Source organism: Snodgrassella sp. ESL0324, from assembly GCF_013344955.1.
Lineage (GTDB): Bacteria > Pseudomonadota > Gammaproteobacteria > Burkholderiales > Neisseriaceae > Snodgrassella > Snodgrassella alvi.
Genome location: NZ_JAAEDS010000001.1, coordinates 20,666 through 42,677, shown reverse-complemented (window position 1 = coordinate 42,677; position 22,012 = coordinate 20,666). Strand labels below are relative to the sequence as shown.

Here is a 22,012-nt window from a genome sequence, read left to right as displayed (position 1 = left end):
TCCGGCTCATGAACTGGCCACTAAATCAAAAACACCGGTTATCGATGAAGATGATGATAATTTCGGCAATAATTTTTAATTAATGATATCAGGATCGGGCAGCTCAGGCTGCCCGTTATACATAGGCATGAAATATATTTCTACGCTGGATGCTGATTTTAAAGCCCGGCTAACTGCATTACAGGCATTCGAAACAGCACAGGATCCGCAAGTGGATGCAGCTGTAGCCGCTATTTGTACAGATGTGCAGCAACGCGGTGATGAAGCTGTAATTGAATATACTAATCGTTTTGATCACACACAGGCTCAGTCTATGGCTGATCTGACATTAAGTCAGACAGATCTGGCCGCAGCATTTGCCCATCTGCCGGCAGATGTGCAGACAGCTTTACAAACTGCTGCTAAACGGATTGAAAGCTATCACCAGCACCAGAAACAGCAATCATGGCAATATGAAGATGAAAATGGTACTTTACTGGGGCAGCAAATTACTGCTCTGGACAGAGTAGGCATTTATGTACCTGGCGGTAAAGCGGCTTATCCAAGCTCAGTGATGATGAATGCTATGCCGGCACATGTAGCCGGTGTCGCTGAAATTGTGATGGTTGTGCCGATGCCATATGGAGAGAGAAATGATATTGTTCTGGCGGCAGCTTATGTAGCCGGAGTAACTCAAGTCTTTACTATAGGTGGCGCTCAGGCCATAGCAGCTTTAGCTTATGGAACACAAAGTATTGCTCAGGTTGATAAAATTACCGGACCCGGCAATGCTTATGTGGCTGCAGCCAAAAGGCGGGTATTTGGTGTTGTTGGTATTGATATGGTTGCCGGCCCCAGTGAGATTCTGGTGATTGCTGATGGTACTACTCCGGCCAAATGGGTGGCTATGGATCTATTCAGTCAGGCAGAGCATGATGAAATTGCACAGGCTATACTGATCACAACCAATGCAGATTATGCTCAGGAAGTAGAAGCCCAGATGGATGAGTTAATGGCACAGATGCCACGCAAGGATATCATTGAAGCTTCACTGACTAATCGCGGAGCCATTATTCAGGCTCAGAATCTGGATGAAGCATGTGATATTGCCAATTATCTGGCACCTGAACATCTGGAGCTTTCGGTAGCTGACCCACAAAAATGGGCACCGAAAATCCGGCATGCCGGTGCTATTTTCATGGGGCAATATACCAGTGAGAGTCTGGGAGATTATTGTGCCGGCCCTAATCACGTATTACCAACCAGCCGTACTGCTCGGTTTGCTTCCCCGCTGGGTGTATACGATTTTCAAAAACGCAGCAGTCTGATTCAGGTTTCTGCTGAGGGTGCCCGACAGTTAGGACAAATTGCCAGCATTCTGGCACATGGTGAAGGCCTGACTGCACACGCAAGGTCTGCTGAACTGCGTATGGAATAAAAATTTTATTCACACGTGCCAATGCTTCAATAGCATTGGCATTTTTATTTATGTTGTGTGACTAACTATTTCATGCAGATTTTAATCTATTTCTGGAATCTGTGTTTAATCTGAACCAAGATAATTGAAAATACAAACTCTAATAATACGATAATAATTTAAATCAAATATCATAAAAATAAACAATTTTCTAATAAAAAACCTAAAAATATTTTGTATTTTTATATGCTGAATGTTTCCAGACTACAATACTAAACGTCAATTTAAACAATTATTTGTAAGCGTTATTTTTTCTCTATTGACACACTCTGGTAAGCTGGGCTTATACTGAATTGCGAATACATTACTATTCTAATTTTATAGTAAGGAGTTAATAATGCAGATTAAAAGACTGGATCATCTGGTATTAACTGTTAAAGATATTCAGGCCTCCTGTGATTTTTATGCTAATGTACTTGGCATGCAGGTAAGTACATTTGCAGATAATCGTACTGCTTTGCATTTTGGTCAGATGAAGATTAATTTACATCAGCAAGGACATGAGTTTGAACCTAAAGCGAAACATCCTACTCCCGGTTCTGCTGATTTGTGCTTTATTGTAGAACAGACTCTGGATGAAGTAATGGCTGTTTTACATCAGCATAATATTCCATTAGAACTAGAGCCAACTTCTCGTACCGGGGCTTGTGGAAAAATTACTTCGATTTATATTCGTGATCCGGATAATAATCTGATTGAATTATCGAATTATCCAAATTAATAATTTTACCCAGATAATTTATTACTAACAAAAACATTCGAACAAGATAACTAAATACCTAATGATTATTTATTGCTTAAAATAAATCAGTTAATCATAATAAATAAATTTAAATAATATCTAAACATATATTTTCCAAATTTTATTATATTAATTCATATAAAATTTTTATAAAAATATTTTATATATGGTATTGCAATTGTAAAATCTATTCATATATTATTATTGCATCAATTCGATGTTTATTTCTATATTTGGAGATTTTATATGCAAAAAAAACCTTTAGGAACGACTTGTAAGACGGGTGAAAAATGTCCTGAAAGTGGTGTTTGGAAAGTCCAAGAAGAACCATCAACAACCGCTCCTATTGCCGTAGGTAATACATTTCCACCCTATCGTGGCAAAGCTGTTACTTGGGTATTAATTATGTACGCTTAGTATAAAAAAGCCTAAATCTTTAGATTTAGGCTTTTTTATACTATTTAATAATTATTCAATAATATGTTCAATTACTTAGTTTATATGTTTATAGTTAAAAATTTTACTAAATACTAACAATCCACTATAACAACTGTTAAATACCTTGAGCAAAAGCTGAATTAAACTAACTACAATTTTTGAAATTTATTTACTCTAATCAAACAAATCAAAATGTAATAACTAACGTGCAATGCGATTGTCTACTTAATAATATATTCTACCTAGAATAAGCTCAATTTCTAAATACAAAGCAATCTTAAATTATTATAATATCCAAGAAATTATAATTCTATTCGTTAAAAGTTATTTGCATTAATCTGACTGAGCGGGCTAAGCTGTCTGTGATTATATTTTTTGAGCTATGCCATAATATATCCTGCATTTTTACAATAATATTTAAAAGTCAGTTTATTGAATTACTTTAAGATAAGGGGAAAGAATTTCGCTGCTTTCCCCTGTTAATCATTATATTCAGATTCGTTCTGCCAGCTCCTGAGCCTTGCCTACATATAATGCAGGAGTAAGCGCCAGTAACTGTGCTTTTGCCGTGTCTGGAATTGCCAGCTGATTTATAAATGTCTGCAAACTTTCAGGGGTAATTCCATGCTTACCACGGGTAAGTTCTTTAAGCTGCTCATACGGGTTGGCTATCCCATAGCGGCGCATTACTGTCTGAATCGGCTCAGCCAGCAGCTCCCATGTTGCATCCAGATCTGCGGCAAACGCAGCAGAATTGATTTCCAGCTTATTCAGACCACGCAAATGCGCTGTCAGTCCCAATATAGTGTAACCGAAGCCCGTCCCCATATTACGCAATACAGTACTATCGGTTAAATCGCGCTGCCAGCGGGATACCGGCAGTTTTTCAGCAAGGAATCCCAGCACAGCATTGGCCATACCCAGATTACCTTCTGAATTTTCAAAATCAATCGGATTGACTTTGTGTGGCATGGTAGAAGAACCAACTTCTCCGGCTTTAACTTTCTGCCGGAAATAGCCAATAGAGATATAGCCCCAGATATCACGGTTAAAATCGATCAGAATGGTGTTTATACGGCTAATCGTCTGGAAAAATTCCGCCATATAATCATGTGGTTCAATCTGAATAGTATAGGGGTTAAAGGTCAGCCCCAGATTATATTCAACAAAACGGCGGCAATGTCCTTCCCAGTCTATATCAGGATAGGCAACCAGATGCGCGTTGTAATTACCCACAGCACCATTGATTTTGCCCAGAAACTGCTGTTGCCGAACTAATTCCATTTGTCTTTGCAAACGAGCCACGACATTGGCGATTTCTTTACCCAGTGTACTGGGAGTAGCCGGCTGCCCATGGGTGCGGCACATCATAGGCAAAGCAGCATGAGTATGAGCCAGATTGCGCAATACAGTTATCAGTTTATTAAGCTTAGGCAGCAGTACTTCATCACGTGCCTGTTTCAGCATCAGAGCATGTGAAAGATTATTGATATCCTCACTGGTACAGGAAAAATGAATGAATTCACTGACTGCTATAACTTCAGGCACATTGGCAAAACGCTGTTTCAGCCAGTATTCAATAGCTTTCACATCATGATTGGTTGTGGCTTCTATAGCTTTAACTGCTTCGGCATCTGCTATTGAAAATTCAGCAATAACACGATCAATTTCTGCAATGGTGGCCGGACTGAATGGCGGAACTTCACTGATTCCTGCTTCGGCTGCCAATGCTTTCAGCCAGCCAAGCTCAACCTGTACGCGAGCATGCATCAGACCATATTCAGAAAAAATCGGGCGCAAATCAGCCACAGACGATGCATAGCGCCCATCCAGCGGAGACAGCGCATATAACGGATTTATCATGTTTCTTCTACTTCCAGAGTTATCAAAAGACAATTTTCAGTTAATCCGATGCGACAGCATTAACCGGTTAAATCAGTAAAAAGCTGTAATGCCTGCTTTCCCGGTTTCGGATGATTCAGTATCTGACGCAAATCAAGTAAGCGATGCACAATAGTCTGAGTAACAGTATTGGCTTGCTGCATCGCATGCTCATCACAATCAGGACGAGCTTGCCCTGACAGCATCGAATCAAACAGTTTACGTACATACATACTGTCATGACCATAAAAATTGACACCGATGTCGGTCATGCCGGCTTTATCAAAAAGGGTAGCAACCATGCAGCTTTCTATTGTAGCCAGACCAAGAGCACCATCTTCCCCGCCTAGCTGCCGAAACAGAGAGTCAGCCGGAAAACCACCACAAGCGAGAAAATAGGCACGGTTAAAAACGGTATTGGTGGCGGTAATCATTTCAAAAGTACGCCAGATCAGATCAAACTGTTCATGCTCCCGGTATTCTTCCGGAATATTGTATCCGGTTACCGGCAGGCGCAATAAACCACTCTGCGGGCGAAAGTGAAATACGGCACATGCTGCCTGTAAGGCATGAGGCTGATAGGCATCATCGGCATCCAGAAAAGCAATATGGCTGCTGGCAGACAATAATGCCCCCCAGTTACGCGCCAGCGCAGGTCCGCGATTAGATACCAGATATTCTGCACGAATTTTTTGCGGATAACGCTGCTGCCACTGCTGAATCAGGATGGCGGTATTATCGGTAGAGGCATCATCAATCAGCCACAGACAACCCAGCTCAGGCTGTGCCAGTACACTCTCTACAGCCCGCGCCAGTGTGTTTTCTGCGTTGTAGCAGGGAATAATGACATCAATACAATTCATGCTACATACCTTAAAAAATAAGGCTGCCTAAATGCATCAGACAGCCTCGTGACTGTTTCTTAAACGCCCTGTTTCAGACTGGCTTCAATAAAGCCATCAAGGTCACCATCCATAACTGCCTTGATATTGCCGACTTCATAGCCGGTACGTAAATCCTTAATGCGCGAAGAGTCGAATACATAAGAACGAATCTGATGTCCCCAGCCCACATCATCTTTACTGGCTTCCAGATTCTGCTTTTCTTCATTACGCCGGCGCATTTCCAGCTCGAACAATTTTGCCTTAAGCATATTCATTGCTTCTTCGCGGTTGCGGTGCTGAGAACGGTCATTCTGGCACTGCACCACAATACCAGTCGGTTCATGGGTAATACGTACAGCTGAATCAGTTTTATTAATGTGCTGACCACCAGCGCCAGAAGCACGATAGGTATCAATGCGCAAATCAGCCGGATTGATTTCAATTTCAAAGCTGTCATCGACTTCAGGATAGACAAATACCGATGCAAATGAAGTATGGCGTTTGTTATTTGAATCAAAAGGTGAATACCGTACCAGACGGTGAATACCGGTTTCAGTACGCAGTAATCCGTAGGCGTACTCTCCGTCCAGTTTGATAGTAGCACGATTCACACCGGCAATTTCGCCTTCATCTTCTTCAAGTATTTCTACTTTGAAGCCTTTGCGTTCGCCATAACGCACGTACATGCGCAACAGCATCCCAGCCCAGTCTTCCGCCTCTGTACCGCCGGCACCGGCAACAATATCTATGAAGCAGTTATTGACATCGGCAGGCTGATTAAACATACGTTTGAATTCAAGCTGTGCCAGTTCATCCTGTAAGGCGGTAATATCTGCCTGAACGGCTTCAAAACCGTCTGTATCATTTTCCTCCACAGCCATCTGCAGCAGCATCCGGTTATCTTCGATACCGCTGTGCAGATGATCCAGTGTGAGTACGATGCCCTCCAGCACTTTGCGTTCTTTACCGACTTCCTGAGCTTTTTTCGGATCGTTCCACAACTCAGGATCTTCTGACAGACCAATTACTTCTTCGAGGCGGTCTTTTTTGCCAGCGTAGTCAAAGATACCTCCGTAAATCGTGACTACGGGATGCCATATCATCCAGAATATTATTTAATTGATTAATCTGCTCCGCTTCCATGATGTTCTCTTAGCCATGTATTTGAAAATAGGCGCGTATTATAACAGAAGCCGGTGTGTCAATCAGGCCGCTTTTAAGCGGCCTGATGATAAAGAATAAATTGTAATCAGATGTTGATTGATAATTCTTTTTACCCGTTTACGGTACGAGGTGCCAAAGCAGTTAGTTTGTATAATAAATAGCGCAGTACGATGCCATAAGTAGGCAGGAAAAACAGAGCGGCAACGCTGATTTTGAACGCATAATCGGTCAGGGAAATCTGTAACCAGTTCTCGGCCATAAATGCATCCGGCGAATGGTAAAACGCAACAGCAAAAAACAGCAATGTATCTACAGCACTGCCTAAAACAGCAGAAGCGCTGGGAGCAGGCCACCAGCGCCGGCACTGCCGCAGCCGGTTAAATACCAGAATATCCATCAGCTGACCGACCACATAGGCTGTAAAACTGGCCAGGGCAATACGGGCAACAAATAAATCAAAATGGCTTAATGCCGCCCAGCCCATCCAGTGCCCGTCTTGAAACAGGACAGAAATGGCATAAGAAAACAGTAATGATGGCAGCATTACCCAGAAAATGATTCGGCGCGCCAGACCTGAACCAAAAATTCTTACCGTTAAATCAGTGGTAAGAAAAATAAACGGAAAGGTAAAAGCGCCCCAGGTATTGTGTAATCCAAATAAAGTAAAGGGAAACTGTACCAGATAATTACTGGCTACGATTACCAGCATGTGCCAGAACGTCAGCCAGCGCAATGCTTTAGAGCGTTGCGCATCAGAAAATTCATACATATTTATTCCTATCAGTCGTATCGGTAACTGCGCCAGGCAGTAAAACTGCCCGAATGATGTAAACCGGCAGCCTGAGATACATGTGTCATTTTAAGAAGATTTATTTCACCTGAAACTGAAGTAATCGCTGTGCAGCCATATCGCTATAGCGTGTATCAGGCTCACCATAATTGGCATACGGATGGATGGCGATGCCGCCACGCGGTGTAAATTCACCATATACCTCAATGTATTTGGGCTGCATCAGGGCAATCAGATCTTTCATGATGATATTGACACAATCTTCATGAAAATCACCATGATTGCGGAAACTGAACAGATACAGTTTTAACGATTTACTTTCTACCATACGCAAACGCGGTAAATAATTGATATAAATGGTAGCAAAGTCCGGCTGGCCGGTTTTCGGGCACAGGCTGGTGAATTCAGGACAGATAAATTTAACGAAATAATCGTTATCAGGGTGTTGATTGTCGAAGGCTTCCAGCAGCTCCGGGGCATAATCACTACGGTATTCCGTATGCTGATTACCCAGCAGGCTCACCGTGCCCAGATTATTTTGCGCACGCATATATTTGATTTCCTAGTTTTTTTATGTGGGAGGTTTACGAACCACAGGGTGGGCGATTGTACCTGAAATTTGTCTGAAATCAAAACTATATCAGTACAATCCGCTCTATTCCGTAAAGACAATATAATGGTTATTATTAGTATATTATTCCGATAATTTATAAAAAATCATCATAAAAAATAATTAAATGTTATTTAAATCCGAATTTAAGCAATAATATATCTTTGCCAAAGTTTTGTCCTTGCTTTTTAAGCATATTCATTATAGCCTGATGGATAAATCACGAAAAATTTAAAATAATAGAGTCAGACAGGAATTACTATGAATCAGGTAGCATCCCGCCCAATTGATGATGTCAGAATTAAAGAAATTAAGGAGCTGTTGCCACCCATTGCTCATTTATACGAATTGCCCATTACAGAGCAGGCCTCTGAGGTAGTACACAATACACGCCATGCTATTGCTGATCTGGTACATGGCAAGGATAAACGTCTACTGGTGATTATCGGTCCGTGTTCTATCCATGATCCGGCAGCTGCTATTGAATACGCTCAGCGTCTGAATGTATTACGTGAAAAATATGCACAAGAATTACTGATTGTTATGCGGGTTTACTTTGAAAAACCGCGTACTACGGTAGGCTGGAAAGGATTTATTAACGATCCGCATATTGATGGTTCCTATGATATTAACTATGGTTTGCGTCTGGCACGTAAACTGCTGCTGGAATTAAACAATATGGGGATGCCGGCAGCTACTGAATTTCTGGACATGATTACTCCGCAGTATTTTGCTGACCTGATTTCATGGGGAGCAATTGGTGCCCGTACAACCGAAAGTCAGGTACACCGTGAGCTGGCCTCAGGTTTAAGCTGTCCGGTAGGTTTCAAAAATGGTACTGATGGCAATCTGAAAATTGCTATTGATGCCATTGGTGCTTCCAGCCATCCGCATCATTTTCTTTCAGTAACCAAGGCCGGCCATTCGGCCATTGTACGCACCAGCGGCAATCCTGACTGCCACATCATTCTGCGTGGCGGTAAAGAACCTAATTACAGCCATGAATATGTACAGGCGGCGGTAAATGAACTGAACAAAAATCAGGTTACTCCTAATCTGATGATCGATTGCAGCCATGCCAACAGCCGAAAGGATTACCGCCGGCAAATGGAGGTAGCACAGGATATTGCCGGACAGATTCAGGCAGGTGAACAGCACATTATGGGTGTAATGGTAGAAAGTAATCTGATGGCCGGACGACAGGATAACCCGGAAAATTACGGTCAGAGTATTACCGATGCCTGTATTGGCTGGGAAGAAACAGAAACTATGCTTGCCTTACTGGCACAGGCTGCACAGGCACGTCAGCAAAAGTAAACAGTATCGACACATGTGATATCTTAAAATTATCCCCGCTATTTGCGGGGATAATTTTTTACCGTACTGATTTAAAGCTAAGCAAATGCTGACGCGTAGCCAGCCATGCGCCCAGCATACCCAATCCGCAGACTACCAGCATAATAGCCAGTATTTCCCATAGATTGAAAAAACGCCAGACAACATGCACGCCATACGGCTGCAAAATCGCACTGAGTAAAGGCTGGGTCTGATAGTTAAGCCAGTAACACGAACCAATGCTGATTGCCGCAGCCAGCAGGCTTTGCCAGATAGCCAGATACAGAAACGGCCGACGGATAAATGAAGCCGGAGCGCCCAGCAGTTTGGTAATTTCGATTTCTTCCCGATGGCTGAGAATTTGTAACCGGATAGTATTGTAAGCAACCAGAGCAAAAGCCAGACCCAGTGTAATGGCCAGAAACCACAACAACTGATGGATAAACTGATTAATCTGATACAGCGTCTGCATCCACTCAGCATCCATTTTTACGCTTTCAACCATAGGTAATTGTTCGAGCTGAGTCTGTAAGGCAGTCAGTTCTTCCGGCGAACCTGCCTGCGGTGTAACCGTGAATGCATCCGGCAGAGGGTTACTGTCAAGCATTGAAACCAAATCCTGATTACCCATGCTGCGCTGCAACTCTTCCAGCCCTTGCTGTTTACTCACAAATACTACTTTTTCAAGTTGTTTATTGGCCTTTAAGGCTTTTTCAACGGTATGATTATCATTGGCTGTGGCATTAATCTGCATATAAAGTGTCATGGTGGGCACTTCATTCATCTGCCCCAGTACCTGCTGACCGCTCTGTACACCCAGATACAGAGCCAGCGGTAAAGTCATGGCAATGGCCAGCATAAGTAAAATCAGCAGGGTTGCTACCGGCTGACGCAGTAATTGACGTAATGCCTTGTATGCCGCTTCTTTATGCAGAGAAATAAACTGGATCATGCGTATAACCTGCCTTCCTGTAAGCGGATAATACGGTGTCCGTAGTCTGCCATTAATGTTTCATCATGTGCTGCCACCATAATCGTAGTACCGGCCTCATGAAATGTTTTAAACAGTTCCATAATATCCAGTGCATAGGCTCTGTCCAGATTGGCAGACGGTTCATCTGCAATCAGCAGGCTGGGCTGATGTACCACAGCACGCGCAATACACAACCGCTGCTGCTCGCCGCCGGACAAAGTAATCGGATCAGCCAGTTCACGTCCGCTCAGACCAACTTTTTCAATCGCTATCCGCGCCCGCCGCTCAGCCTGTTTACGTTCATAACCGGTGATACGCAGAGGTAACATCACATTTTGCAACACATTGCGGTCAAATAATAATTTATGATCCTGAAAAACGATACCGATATGCTGACGCAAATAACCGAGCTGGTTATCATTTAATCGCCCCAAATCCTGATTATTCAGCCATACCTTGCCCTTAGTAGGTTTAACGATACCGCTGATCAGTTTAAGAATCGTTGACTTACCCGCACCGGAATGGCCTGCAATAAAAATCATTTCACCTTTGCTGATAGAAAAACTCAGGTTTTTCAGGGCAGTAAAACCGCCGGGATACGTTTTTGAAACCTGCTCAAAACGAATCATCTCTACATGTCCGTTTGTTATATGAATATTGATCAATTATACCGCAGCATACTGCCAAAGAAAGCCTGCACCTGTTCAGTATCTCCAGTTCGCGGTATGCTACCCTTTTTTAACTATATCTGTATGCAACCAAGGAAACTGCAATGCAACCGATTACCATGTATACCACCGGGGTATGCCCTTACTGCCAGATGGCTAAGGCATTACTCAAACAAAAAGGTGTAACCGATATCAATGAGATCCGGATTGATACGGATGCGCAAATCCGGGAGCAGATGATGCAGCGTACCGGCCGCCGGACTGTTCCGCAGATTTATATCGGTGAGGTACATGTCGGCGGCTTTGATGATTTGAATGCTTTGAATCAAGCAGGTAAACTAGACGCTCTGCTCGCAGGTTAAGCACGTACTATCTTTTTTCACTTTTCATCCGGTACAACCAGATGAAATCTGCAATATTAATTTTATTCCCTTGTTGAAAGAAAAGCATGAGCAAAAAAGAAAAAACACCAGAACAAACCTCACAACAACCGGTATTCAGTATTGAAAAAATTTATCTGAAAGATTTATCACTGGAAGTACCGCATGCGCCACAGATCTTTCTGGAAAGCGGAGAACCACAAATTGAAATGCGTGTTACTTCTGCTTCTGAAAAACTGGAAGATGAATTTTATAATGTAACAGTAACTGTTACTGTTACTGCAAAAATGACTGAAGAACGTGTATTATTTCTGAATGAAGTGGCACAAAGCGGTATCTTCCGCATTGCCAACATCCCGGATGAAGATGTAGAGCTACTGCTGGCTGTAGCTGCTCCGAATATTCTGTTCCCTTATGCACGCGAAACTGTATCTAATACCATTACACGCTCCGGCTTCCCGCCGGTAATGCTGGCTCCGATCAATTTCGAAGCCATGTATCAGGCTGAACAGGCTAACGCCGGCAATGCCTGATATAGAATTATAGACAAAAAGCTGCTTTATCCCGATACAATAATACTTGCGGATAAAGCAGCTTTTTTATATCTGTTACGATGCAGCTACAGCATCACCGGTAACGACTTTGAAATTCAATGGCAGCCAGTATACCTACTCCACATAAATACAGAATATAATACATCGCGCCAATCTGACTAAAAAGGCTGAACCACTGCACCAGAGGTAAGGTTAAACCGCCGACAATGGCATAAGCCACATTGTAGGAAAAAGAAATCCCTGTAAACCGTATAGCCGGCGGAAACATTCGTATCATGGCAGCTGAAACAATACCGGCCACACCAGCCGCCAGCCCTAGCAATAAATACAGAACAAAAATCAGGCTATCACTGAATTTGCCCAGTGCCGGATAAAATAACGCTGTCATTACACCTGTAAACACAATTCCGCCAATCAGTACCCGTCCGGTGCCCAGCCGATCTGCCAGCAAACCATAAATCACACAGCCCAGCATTTGCATCACAATAGCCATACTCTGCATTTCAAATGCCTGCGTACTGGAAAAGCCAAAACTGCCGGTTAATAACTGTGGCATAGCCAGCAAAATCACCACAATACAGCCAGTCAGAAACCAGGTAAGCAGCATGCCGAGAGCTACAGCAATTTTATGTTTAAAAACCAGAACTTTAACCGGCATTTCCGTTGTCAGCTCCTTGCGTTGCTGCATTGCTTTGAAAACCGGCGTTTCATGCAGATAGCTGCGTAAATACAGAGTCAGCAGCCCAAACAGCCCGCCAATAATAAAAGGTATACGCCATGCTCCGTTCAGAATAGCTTCACTACTGAAATGTTTTGCCATACCCAGCGCAATCAGAGAGCCCAGTAATATTCCCAGCGACAACCCGCCTGTGAGAAAACCATTTGCCATACCAATACGTTTTTCAGGTACATGCTCAGACACAAAAGTCCAGGCTGCCGGAATTTCTCCGCCAATAGCCACACCCTGTATCATGCGTAATACTAATAGCAGTATAGGAGCTGCATAGCCGATAGTAGCAAACGTAGGCATCAGACCCAGACATAACGTAGGTAAAGCCATCATCATAATAGACAATGCAAACAAACGCTTGCGCCCGAATAAATCACCAAAATGTGCCATTACAATACCGCCCAGCGGACGAAACAGATAACCGGCAGCAAAAATTCCGTAAGTATTCAGCAGCGCCCAGAATGGATTTAAACCTGCCGGAAAAAACAGTTCAGACAGCACTTTGGCATAAAAAACATAAATGACAAAATCATAAAATTCCAGCGCCCCGCCAAAGGATGACAGCATCAGCGTACGCACATCTTCCCGTGTTAACAGCTTTTGTTCAGCTGCAACATCTGCATTCCGGCTCTTCATGTAACTTTCTCAATTAAACAGATAAAAAAATTAAAAGCGGTTTATAACAGCCTAAGCCAACTTTTTCAAATTCACAGCCCTCACTGCTTACATTTCATCTGATTATCAGACTGCTATCTTGCTTTTGGTTATAAAGAAACAAAAAAACAGTATTTCCGTACCCGCACCAGCATTGCTACATTAAAACCTCGTCTAAAACCTATTTTCCGGCATGAATATATTCTGGCGCTACGGTCTGCTGGCAGCAATAATTGCAGGTCTGACATCTTGCGATAACAACTCCGGCAGCAGAGCAACTCTGCTGAACGCTTCCTACGATGCTACACGTGAATTGTATCAGCACTACAATACTGATTTTGAAAACTACTGGTATCAGCAAACCGGTCAGAAAGTGCATATCCGCCAGTCCAACGGAGGTTCCGGTAAACAGGCTATTGCTGTACAGAATGGTCTTAAAGCCGATGTGGTGACACTGGCGCTGGCCGGAGACATCAATGCTCTGAACCGTGGCAAAAAAACATTACTGCAACCGAACTGGCAGCAGCGTTTACCCCATAACAGCACCCCCTATACCTCTACCATTGTTTTTCTGGTGCGTAAGGGAAATCCCAAACATATCCGTGACTGGGGAGATCTGATTCATAACAATGTTCAGATTATCACACCTAATCCTAAAACATCCGGTGGTGCACGCTGGAATTTTCTCGCTGCATGGGCTTGGGCGAAGCATCAGCCAAACGGTAGTGATGCCAGTGCTCAGGCATATCTGCAAGCTTTACTCCGGCATGTACCCATGATGGATACCGGAGCACGTGCCGCTACCATCACCTTTACCCACCGCCAGCTCGGCGATGTATTACTGGCATGGGAAAATGAAGCCAGACTGGCACTCAAGCAGTCTCCTGACGAATTTGAAATCGTCACACCGTCACTTTCAATTTTATGTGAACCACCGGTAGCCGTTGTTGACAGTAATGTTCTTACCCCGGATAAACGCCGGCTGGCCACTGCCTATCTGCAATATTTGTATAGCGACAGTGCCCAGCGTCTGATAGCACAAAGTTATTTCAGACCGGTGAATCCAAAAATCATGGCAGAATACCGGCACCAGTTTCCCAGCCTGCAACTGGTGACCATTGATAAAGAATTTGGTGGCTGGAAAGAAGCTCAACAACGCTTTTTCAGCGATGGCGGTATATTTGATCAGATTTATGCCAATCAGCAACCGTAATCTGACACCATAGATACAAAATAGTCCGGACCTGTTATCAGGTATCCGGACTATTTACTTAAATCACAGAAATTTCTCTTTTCTGATTAGTCGTTTACACTGAAACTTTATCTGCATCCCAGAAATCTACTGCGGCATCTACTACCGGTTTAACAATACCGGTACGAATAGCAAAATCACCAAAATCCTCAGCATTATTACGCTCCTGTGCCCAGCGCGCAATCCAATCCTGCAAGATAGCCAGCACTTCATCAACTGTAATATTCTCGCGGAACAAACGCGGAATACGCGTGCCAGCCCGGTTACCGCCAACGTACAGATTATAACGGCCGACTGCTTTGCCTATCAGCCCGATTTCAGCCAGTAACGCACGACCGCAGTTATTCGGACAACCGGTTACCCGCAGAATAATATGCTCCTTAGACAAACCATATTGCGCCATAAGCGCATCGACCTGATCAATGAAACCGGATAAAAACCGTTCAGATTCAGCCATCGCCAGCGGACAAGTTGGAAAAGCCACACAGGCCATACTGTTTTTACGCTGTTCAGTGATTTCATCGTCAATGAGTTTATATTTACGGGCAATCCGTTCAATTTCATCCTTATCTTCAGCATGTACACCGGCAATAATCACATTCTGATTGGCTGTCAGGCGGAAATCGCCTTTATGAATTCTGGCTAATTCACGCATACCGGTTTTCAGCGGCCGGTCAGGATAGTCAAGTAAACGGCCGTTTTCAATAAATAAGGTCAGATGCCAGCGTTCGTCTTCCCCTTGTACCCAGCCAATGCGATCACCGCGTTCAGTGAGTTCATAAGGGCGACTGGCAGCAAATTTAAAACCCTGCCGGCGTTCAACCTCCTCCTTAAATACTTCTGCGCCTACACGCTGCAAAGTGTAACGTGTACGTGCATTTTTGCGATCACTGCGATTACCCCAGTCGCGCTGAGTAGTAACCACAGCCTCAGCACAGCGTACAGCCTGCTCCACCGGAATAAAACCAAAATCTTTAGCGGTATTCGGGAACGTACGCTGATTACCATGATCAATAGACAGCCCGCCGCCTACCAGTACATTAAAACCAACAAGATGACCGCCCTCATCAATAGCGACAAAATTCAAATCATTGGCATGTAAATCCACATCATTCAGTGGCGGAATAACCAGAGCAGTTTTAAATTTACGTGGCAAATAAGTCTTACCGTTGATCGGTTCGACCGCATCATTACTCACACCATCTGACAATGGTGCAGCCGGTTCTGAACTAAGCACCTTTTCACCATCCAGCCAGATATCAGCATAAGCATGTGTTCGCGGCAGTAAATGCTCAGAAATCTTACACGCCCACTCATAGGCTTCACGATGCAAGCTGCTTTCAATCGGGTTACTGGTGCACAGCACATTACGATTAATATCACCGGCGGTAGCAATTGAATCCAGACCGAGCTGATGCAGCCACTGATGCATCGGTTTAATATCAGGTTTCAGCACGCCATGAAACTGAAATGTCTGGCGTGTAGTCAGACGAATACTGCCATAAAGTGTATGTGCAGTAGCAAATTCATCGATTCCAAGCCATTGTTTCGGGGTAATAATTCCGCCGGGCAGACGGCAGCGCATCATTACATTTTTCAGCGGTTCCAGTCTGGCTGCCTGTCGCTGGGCACGGACATCGCGGTCATCCTGCTCGTACATACCATGAAAACGAATCAGCTGAAAATCATCACCATTAAACCCGCCGGTAATCCCGTCATGTAAATCGGCAGCAATCTGCCCGTATAAATAATTACTTTCACCTTTCAGCCGTTCATTGTCGGCCAATGGTGCATCTGGCATTCTGGCTCGCGGGTCATTATTCATTTACAGTATTCCTTAATATGGCATCTTGTTATAATTCATTCAAACCATTGTATAATTAATCGGCTTTCAGCCAAAAGAATACCGAGTTGTAATTAAAGAGATTTTAGTTATAACACCTCTGACAGCCGGCGCTCTCCGGCTGTATCTGACTATGCAGGAAATACCTATGCAACGAGGCATTTATCAGCACTATAAAGGCAGGCTTTATCAGGTTACCGGTACAGCACGCCACAGTGAAACCGAAGAAGAACTGGTTATTTACCAGTGCCTGTACGGCGATTATTCAACCTGGGTGCGTCCCAAAAGCATGTTTAATGAAACCATAAGCGTTGACGGACAACCAGTGCCAAGATTTGCTTTAATACAGCCTCTTTAACCAGTAAAACAAAAAAGCACTAACTATCCGTTAAAAGTGATAGTTAGTGCTTTCATTTAGTAGTAATAACTGTGTAAAATTTATTTACCGATACAAAAACGGCTGAATATAACGCCCAGCAAATCATCGGCACTGAATTCACCAGTAATCTCATTCAATGCATTCTGCGCCAGACGCAAATGCTCTGCAAACAATTCAATCTGATTTTCCTGACACATACTGGCATTTAACAGCTCCTCTTTGGCCTGTTCAAGTGCCTGAATGTGGCGTGTTCGTGCCAGAAAAAGCCCTTCACTTTCACCCTGCCAGCCTACCTGCTGCAATAAAGCCTGACGCAATAAGTCCAGCCCTTCACCGGTTCTGGCCGACAAAGCAATGACCTGACCGGCATCCGTGAATGCCCGCAATTTTCCCGTTTCACGTGAAACACAGCTGGCTGCTTCTCCTGTTAAATCAATCTTGTTGTGTACTTCGATTTTGTGCAAACTGGCCGGTAACTGCGCCAGAATTGCCGCAGTAGTGGCATTGAGTCCTTCACGCTGGTCAATCAGTATCAGCGCTACATCTGCCTGCTGTACAGCCTGCTGACTGCGCTCAATACCAATACGTTCAACCACATCTTCTGTTTCACGCAGACCGGCTGTATCAATAATATGGACAGGTACCCCGTCCAGAGTAATCTGTTCCCTTACTGTATCCCTGGTTGTACCGGCGATATCAGTAACAATGGCTATATCGTCGCCAGCCAGTGCATTAAGCAGACTTGATTTACCTACATTAGGCGCACCCACCAGTACCACATTCATTCCTTCACGCAGCAGTGCGCCTTGCTGTGCATGCTGTAATACCTTGTCCAGACGGTCACGTAACTGCTTAAGCTTGCCGCTTGCATCTGCGGCCTGAAGAAAATCAATATCCTCCTCCGGAAAATCCAGAGTTGCCTCTACCAGCATACGCAAAGTAATCAGATCATCAACCAGCCGGTGAATTTCTTCAGAAAAAGCACCCTTCAAACTGCGTACCGCCATCCGTGCGGCCGACTGACTGGAAGCATCAATCAAATCAGCCACACTTTCAGCCTGCGCCAGATCCAGCTTATTATTTAAAAAGGCACGTTTAGTAAATTCACCCGGCTCTGCCAGCCGCGCACCCAGTTGCAAACAGCGCTGCAATAGCATCTGCAACACCACAGGTCCGCCATGCCCCTGCAACTCAATTACATCTTCACCGGTAAAGCTGGCCGGCTCTGCAAAATACAACAACAGACCATTATCAATAACCGTATCCTGCTCATCAACAAAATCGGTATACATCACTTTGCGCGGCACCGGTGTTTTTCCACCACTTAATTTTTGTGCCAGAGACAACAGATTTTTACCGGATAAACGTACTACGCCTACGCCACCACGTCCCGGAGCAGTCGCAATAGCAGCAATAGTCGGATTAGTTTCCATCATCAGAATCCCTGCTTATTAAAACAGTTCAGGCAGCCTGAAACAGCTGCCTGAGCAAAATCAGCGTGCAACAGCTTAATCATCAACCTGCAACAATTCCACATCAAAAATCAGTGTGGCATCAGGCGGAATCACACCACCCGCACCCCGGCTGCCATAAGCCATATGCGGCGGAATAGTCAGCTTGCGTTTACCGCCTACCTTCATACCATTAAATCCTTCATCCCAGCCGGCAATAACCATACCCGCACCCAGAGTAAATGTTAACGGCTGCTGACGGGTAACACTGGAATCAAACACCGTACCGTCTTCCAGCATACCAGTATAATGTACCGTAATTTCCTTACCCTTTTGAGCTTCCGTACCCGTACCCTGCTGCAAATCTTCAATCACCAGATCCATATTCATTCATCCTTGATTAATAAATTAGCGTACACTGTAACACAGACATTCAACCCTTGCATGTTATTGTCCATAGCAGGCTTTTCAATTAATAGGAGATAATATGACTACCAGCGAAATCGTTTTTCTGGACCGTGCAACTCTGCCCGAATATCCGTTTAACTTCAAATTTCCTCATCACATTACCAGCTATAGCCATACCAGCCCGGATGAAGTAGCCGGCCGGATTGCTCAGGCAAATATTGTTATATCCAATAAAGTGCGAATTAATGCTGAAGCTATTCGCAATAGTCCACAATTACAATTAATTGCGGTGCCGGCTACCGGTCTGGATCACATTGACCGGCAGACAGCACAACAACACAATGTCGGTATTCGTAATGTTCGCGGTTATGGAAACGATACGGTTGCCGAACATGCCATGATGCTGATTCTGGCACTGATGCGCCAGTTACCTGCTTATCAGCGCGATGTCGCTGCCGGCTTATGGGAAAACAGCCCTTTTTTCTGCCATTTCGGTGCACCTATACATGATTTGAACGGCAAAACACTGGGAATTTTCGGGAAGGGCGGTATCGGACAGGCTTTAGCTGCACGAGCGCAGGCATTCGGAATGCATGTTCTCTGGGGAGAACACAAAAACGCCAGCAGTTGCCGGGATGGCTATACCCCATTTACCCAGCTATTACAACAAGCTGATGTGGTTTCCCTGCATTGCCCGCTGAATGAACAAACCCGCAATATGATTGATGAAGCGGAATTAAAAATGATGAAGCCACAAGCCGTACTGATTAATGTCGGACGAGGTGGTCTGGTTGCAGAACAGCCACTGGTTGCGGCTTTGAAATATGGTCAGTTAGGCGGAGCAGGCGTAGATGTACTTAGCGAAGAACCACCGGTACATGGCAATCCGTTACTACGTGCTCACCTGCCTAACCTGATTATTACCCCGCATATAGCATGGGGCAGCGAAGAAGCCATACAGCGTATCTGTACCATGCTGGAGGATAATATCAATACGTTTATGCAGGAAAATGCATAGGCATTAGCGAATTGGTCTGGCCATCAGTTCTGTCAGCAAGGCAGAATAGCTGGCCACCAAATCAGTATTATTCGGCAGGAAACGGGCAATCTGCTGTCGCTGGTCATATACGTAATGAGCAGCATTATAGGCATGGTCACTCATGGCGGCAAACAACTGTTTAGCACCTTCTTCCACGTTATTACCCTGATAATAATAGCCCAGATCTGAAATCAGTTCAGCATTATGAATCAAAGGGTAGCCCTGCCAGCACACTTCAAGATAAAAGTAATTAAGCGGATTTTCCCACTGGTGCGATATCACTGCATCCGTATTGGTTGCCAGAAATGTAGGCGTATCATAACGACCCAGAAATACTGACTTGCGATTTTTCACAATATCCAGCTGATTCATCAGCGCAATGAATTCCATGGATTTCTGAGCCATCGGTAAAGTATTACAAACCTGAAGAATATTAATGGCTTCAGGTTCAGTACGATAGGCCATTTCAGCAATCAGAATCGGATACAGGCAGAATTTAACCACATCTATATTCGGTTCCATTATCGACAAACGCCAGCCCTTACGGGATGTCGGAACCTGCCATAAACCCTGAAAAGGCATAGCGGCGGTTTTCTGAATCAGAAATACCGGACTCCACACAAAGGGTACAACACGCGCGTCATGGCGACGGAATACTTCAAAATATGCCTGACTGCAGTTTGCAACCTGCGGAATCATCCAGATATCATCATAGCGCTGATTAATAAACAGATTGGCGCCACCCATATTACGGGAAAACAAAATCGATTCCATCATATGGATATATTCAAAACCGCAGCAATAAGAAATCAGGCGCACACCCCGATCTTTGATATAGGCCGTTTGCTCCGCGCTAATCTGCCCGCCCAGCTCGATCAATACATCTATCTGATCCTTGGCCTCAAGAAAGCTTTTGGTCGGCCATATCTCCAAATCCCATGGCAAGCTTGATGTAACCGGTACGTCAGTTGTGTTTACCAGTACTACAGAATCTACATTAGGACAATTCTTCAATGCATCAGCAAGAAAAACAGCATTCTGTTTAATACCATTATTCCACAGAGTCTCCTTAGGATGACTCAGACCAATAGTAATCCCGATACGCAAGCGTGTGGGTGCAGCATCCTGACCATGGCTGGTAATTAAATTTGGATTATTAGATAAGTTCATAATTTCAATCGAAATGTTTTATTGCTGGCTGGTTTTATGCATACATTATACTAAAGAGTTGGCAAATTTAGTGTAATCTATGCCTTAAATAAAGATTCCAATGCCTCTGTATAACAGCGCACATTGTTTTCTGCTTCCGGATCAAGTGTTGCCAAAAAGGCTTTTGCACGTTCACGGTAACCGGCAAGAATTTCATCATGCATTTTATATGCTTCTGCCAGTTTCTGCCCGCCTTCTTCGCAATCAAAATCATGATAACGGTATCCGCAATCGCCAATCAGATGCGAATTGTGGATTAGCGGGTAACCGCCATACAAAGCTTCATAATAAAGATAATTCTGTGCATTTTCCCACTGATGGCAGACAATTGCGTCACAATAGCGCGATACAACCTGCCAGATCGGATAACGGCCTTCAAATGATGTCAGACCGTGACGAATAATATTCAGACTCTGGGCAAACAGATTAAAAGCAGTCTGCTCTTTCAGATTCATGGTATTACAGGCATAGATATGCTCAATAAAATCCGGATTCAGCCGATGTGCATTTTCGCAGACCAGCATAGGTATATAACTGGTTTTTACCATACACATATTTGGCTCAAACAAACCAATACGCCAGCGTCTGCGGCCGGGCTGATACTCAAATGTCTCACCTTCCGGCAGTTTTTCACAAGCCTTATTCAGAATAACCGGACTCCACAAATGCGGCATAATTCTTACCGGAGTACGGAAAGTACTGGCAAAATAGGGCATACAGGTTTTCTCGTACTCAGGTAATGTCCATACCTCATCATACGGGGCACCTGTAATCAGTAATGCAGATGGCTTATCAAACAGCATGCGTTCAATATCAATTACATAGTCATTACCTACCCGCATACTGACTACTCTGCCGCCCTGAGCCTTGAAACTTATCATCCATTCCCTGGCTAGCTGAGCGCTCATTTCAATCATGACGTCCAGCTCGTTCAGAGCACTGGCCATGTCAATTACCGGTACTGGTGAATCCTTCAGAAAATTCATCGCATCCTGCATATCACCGTCACCGGAACCGGCAACCAGTACTACATTACTGACAACCGGTGATTTCTGTAACAGCATTGCCAGAAACAGACAATTCTGAAATATGCCGTTTTCCCAAAGCGACTGTGCTCCTTTACGCACATAAATCGAAACACCTACACGAAGTGAAGACACCGACGACATGAG

At 44.1% G+C, this 22,012-nt stretch carries 22 protein-coding genes and 1 riboswitch; of the genes, 9 read left to right on the top strand and 13 right to left on the bottom strand.

The genetic code is table 11. The annotated features are described in order from the left end of the window. Positions 1–127 precede the first annotated feature (127 nt). The 3 genes from hisD to GYY70_RS00145 all read left to right on the top strand — a co-directional run bounded on the left by hisD (position 128) and on the right by GYY70_RS00145 (position 2,615). Positions 128–1,417, top strand: a complete 1,290-nt coding sequence (hisD, locus tag GYY70_RS00155; protein WP_174830826.1) for a histidinol dehydrogenase — start codon at positions 128–130, stop codon at positions 1,415–1,417. A 376-nt stretch (positions 1,418–1,793) separates the two neighbouring features. Continuing rightward, positions 1,794–2,177, top strand: coding sequence for a VOC family protein (locus tag GYY70_RS00150; RefSeq protein WP_174830825.1), 384 nt, complete (start codon positions 1,794–1,796; stop codon positions 2,175–2,177). Positions 2,178–2,444: 267 nt separating this feature from the next. Next, positions 2,445–2,615, top strand: a complete 171-nt coding sequence (locus GYY70_RS00145) for a hypothetical protein (RefSeq protein WP_172397057.1) — start codon at positions 2,445–2,447, stop codon at positions 2,613–2,615. Between the two features lie 513 nt (positions 2,616–3,128). Here the strand turns inward: GYY70_RS00145 and purB are convergent. The 5 genes from purB to queF all read right to left on the bottom strand — a co-directional run bounded on the left by purB (position 3,129) and on the right by queF (position 7,905). Next, entirely contained in the window at positions 3,129–4,499 is a 1,371-nt protein-coding gene (gene purB, locus GYY70_RS00140) for an adenylosuccinate lyase (RefSeq protein WP_174830824.1), read from the bottom strand. A 59-nt stretch (positions 4,500–4,558) separates the two neighbouring features. After that, a complete protein-coding gene (locus tag GYY70_RS00135) occupies positions 4,559–5,380 on the bottom strand; it encodes a glycosyltransferase family A protein (protein WP_174830823.1) in 822 nt (273 codons plus the stop codon). Between the two features lie 59 nt (positions 5,381–5,439). Further along, positions 5,440–6,544, bottom strand: a protein-coding gene (gene prfB / locus GYY70_RS00130; protein ID WP_096766013.1) for a peptide chain release factor 2 whose coding sequence is annotated in 2 segments (ribosomal slippage) — positions 5,440–6,462 and positions 6,464–6,544 — 1,104 coding nt in all. Because the reading frame shifts where the segments join, the coding sequence is not laid out codon by codon here. Between the two features lie 130 nt (positions 6,545–6,674). Beyond that, on the bottom strand, positions 6,675–7,334 hold the full coding sequence (locus tag GYY70_RS00125) for a 7-cyano-7-deazaguanine/7-aminomethyl-7-deazaguanine transporter (RefSeq protein ID WP_084548526.1): 660 nt from the start codon (positions 7,332–7,334) through the stop codon (positions 6,675–6,677). 100 nt (positions 7,335–7,434) lie between these two features. Continuing rightward, positions 7,435–7,905 (bottom strand): preQ(1) synthase, encoded by a 471-nt coding sequence (queF, locus tag GYY70_RS00120; protein ID WP_025329682.1) that lies wholly within the window; start codon positions 7,903–7,905, stop codon positions 7,435–7,437. Between the two features lie 6 nt (positions 7,906–7,911). Continuing rightward, positions 7,912–7,956, bottom strand: a riboswitch (PreQ1 riboswitch). 270 nt (positions 7,957–8,226) lie between these two features. Between queF and aroG the strand changes: the two genes are divergently transcribed. Continuing rightward, positions 8,227–9,282 (top strand): 3-deoxy-7-phosphoheptulonate synthase AroG, encoded by a 1,056-nt coding sequence (aroG, locus tag GYY70_RS00115; RefSeq protein ID WP_084552691.1) that lies wholly within the window; start codon positions 8,227–8,229, stop codon positions 9,280–9,282. A gap of 58 nt (positions 9,283–9,340) precedes the next feature. Here the strand turns inward: aroG and ftsX are convergent, their stop codons facing one another. Continuing rightward, entirely contained in the window at positions 9,341–10,258 is a 918-nt protein-coding gene (gene ftsX / locus GYY70_RS00110; RefSeq protein WP_174830837.1) for a permease-like cell division protein FtsX, read from the bottom strand. Further along, a complete protein-coding gene (ftsE, locus tag GYY70_RS00105; protein ID WP_025329679.1) occupies positions 10,249–10,902 on the bottom strand; it encodes a cell division ATP-binding protein FtsE in 654 nt (217 codons plus the stop codon). Before ftsE ends, ftsX begins: the two co-directional genes overlap by 10 nt. Before the next feature lie 143 nt (positions 10,903–11,045). Between ftsE and grxC the strand changes: the two genes are divergently transcribed. Both grxC and secB read left to right on the top strand, forming a co-directional pair. Next, positions 11,046–11,303 carry a glutaredoxin 3 gene (gene grxC / locus GYY70_RS00100; RefSeq protein ID WP_025329678.1) on the top strand — a complete coding sequence of 86 codons (258 nt, stop codon included), beginning with the start codon at positions 11,046–11,048 and terminating at the stop codon, positions 11,301–11,303. A gap of 86 nt (positions 11,304–11,389) precedes the next feature. After that, positions 11,390–11,854 (top strand): protein-export chaperone SecB, encoded by a 465-nt coding sequence (secB, locus tag GYY70_RS00095; protein WP_025329677.1) that lies wholly within the window; start codon positions 11,390–11,392, stop codon positions 11,852–11,854. Between the two features lie 94 nt (positions 11,855–11,948). On the opposite strand, the gene GYY70_RS00090 is transcribed toward secB, so the two are convergent. Continuing rightward, positions 11,949–13,241: an MFS transporter gene (locus GYY70_RS00090; RefSeq protein WP_174830822.1), complete on the bottom strand. Its 1,293-nt coding sequence runs from the start codon at positions 13,239–13,241 to the stop codon at positions 11,949–11,951. Positions 13,242–13,452: 211 nt separating this feature from the next. Here GYY70_RS00090 and GYY70_RS00085 point away from each other — a divergent pair, with 211 nt between their 5' ends. Then, entirely contained in the window at positions 13,453–14,472 is a 1,020-nt protein-coding gene (locus GYY70_RS00085) for a sulfate ABC transporter substrate-binding protein (RefSeq protein WP_174830821.1), read from the top strand. 94 nt (positions 14,473–14,566) lie between these two features. Here GYY70_RS00085 and cysI read toward each other — a convergent pair whose 3' ends face one another. Then, complete coding sequence (gene cysI, locus GYY70_RS00080) at positions 14,567–16,336, bottom strand: assimilatory sulfite reductase (NADPH) hemoprotein subunit (protein WP_174830820.1); 1,770 nt, start codon at positions 16,334–16,336, stop codon at positions 14,567–14,569. Between the two features lie 166 nt (positions 16,337–16,502). On the opposite strand from cysI, the gene GYY70_RS00075 reads away from it, so the two are divergent. Beyond that, positions 16,503–16,712 carry a DUF1653 domain-containing protein gene (locus GYY70_RS00075; RefSeq protein ID WP_232346154.1) on the top strand — a complete coding sequence of 70 codons (210 nt, stop codon included), beginning with the start codon at positions 16,503–16,505 and terminating at the stop codon, positions 16,710–16,712. 80 nt (positions 16,713–16,792) lie between these two features. On the opposite strand, the gene mnmE is transcribed toward GYY70_RS00075, so the two are convergent. Continuing rightward, positions 16,793–18,169, bottom strand: a complete 1,377-nt coding sequence (mnmE, locus tag GYY70_RS00070) for a tRNA uridine-5-carboxymethylaminomethyl(34) synthesis GTPase MnmE (RefSeq protein ID WP_084548533.1) — start codon at positions 18,167–18,169, stop codon at positions 16,793–16,795. 72 nt (positions 18,170–18,241) lie between these two features. Continuing rightward, a complete protein-coding gene (locus GYY70_RS00065; protein ID WP_084550608.1) occupies positions 18,242–18,568 on the bottom strand; it encodes an FKBP-type peptidyl-prolyl cis-trans isomerase in 327 nt (108 codons plus the stop codon). 103 nt (positions 18,569–18,671) lie between these two features. Here GYY70_RS00065 and GYY70_RS00060 point away from each other — a divergent pair, with 103 nt between their 5' ends. Further along, positions 18,672–19,610 carry a D-2-hydroxyacid dehydrogenase gene (locus GYY70_RS00060; protein ID WP_084548534.1) on the top strand — a complete coding sequence of 313 codons (939 nt, stop codon included), beginning with the start codon at positions 18,672–18,674 and terminating at the stop codon, positions 19,608–19,610. Between the two features lie 3 nt (positions 19,611–19,613). Here GYY70_RS00060 and GYY70_RS00055 read toward each other — a convergent pair whose 3' ends face one another. Further along, the gene (locus tag GYY70_RS00055) at positions 19,614–20,801 is read right to left on the bottom strand and encodes a DUF2827 domain-containing protein (RefSeq protein WP_025329669.1); all 1,188 of its coding nucleotides are present in this window, start codon (positions 20,799–20,801) and stop codon (positions 19,614–19,616) included. 77 nt (positions 20,802–20,878) lie between these two features. Next, entirely contained in the window at positions 20,879–22,009 is a 1,131-nt protein-coding gene (locus tag GYY70_RS00050) for a DUF2827 domain-containing protein (RefSeq protein WP_174830819.1), read from the bottom strand. Positions 22,010–22,012: the final 3 nt, after the last annotated feature.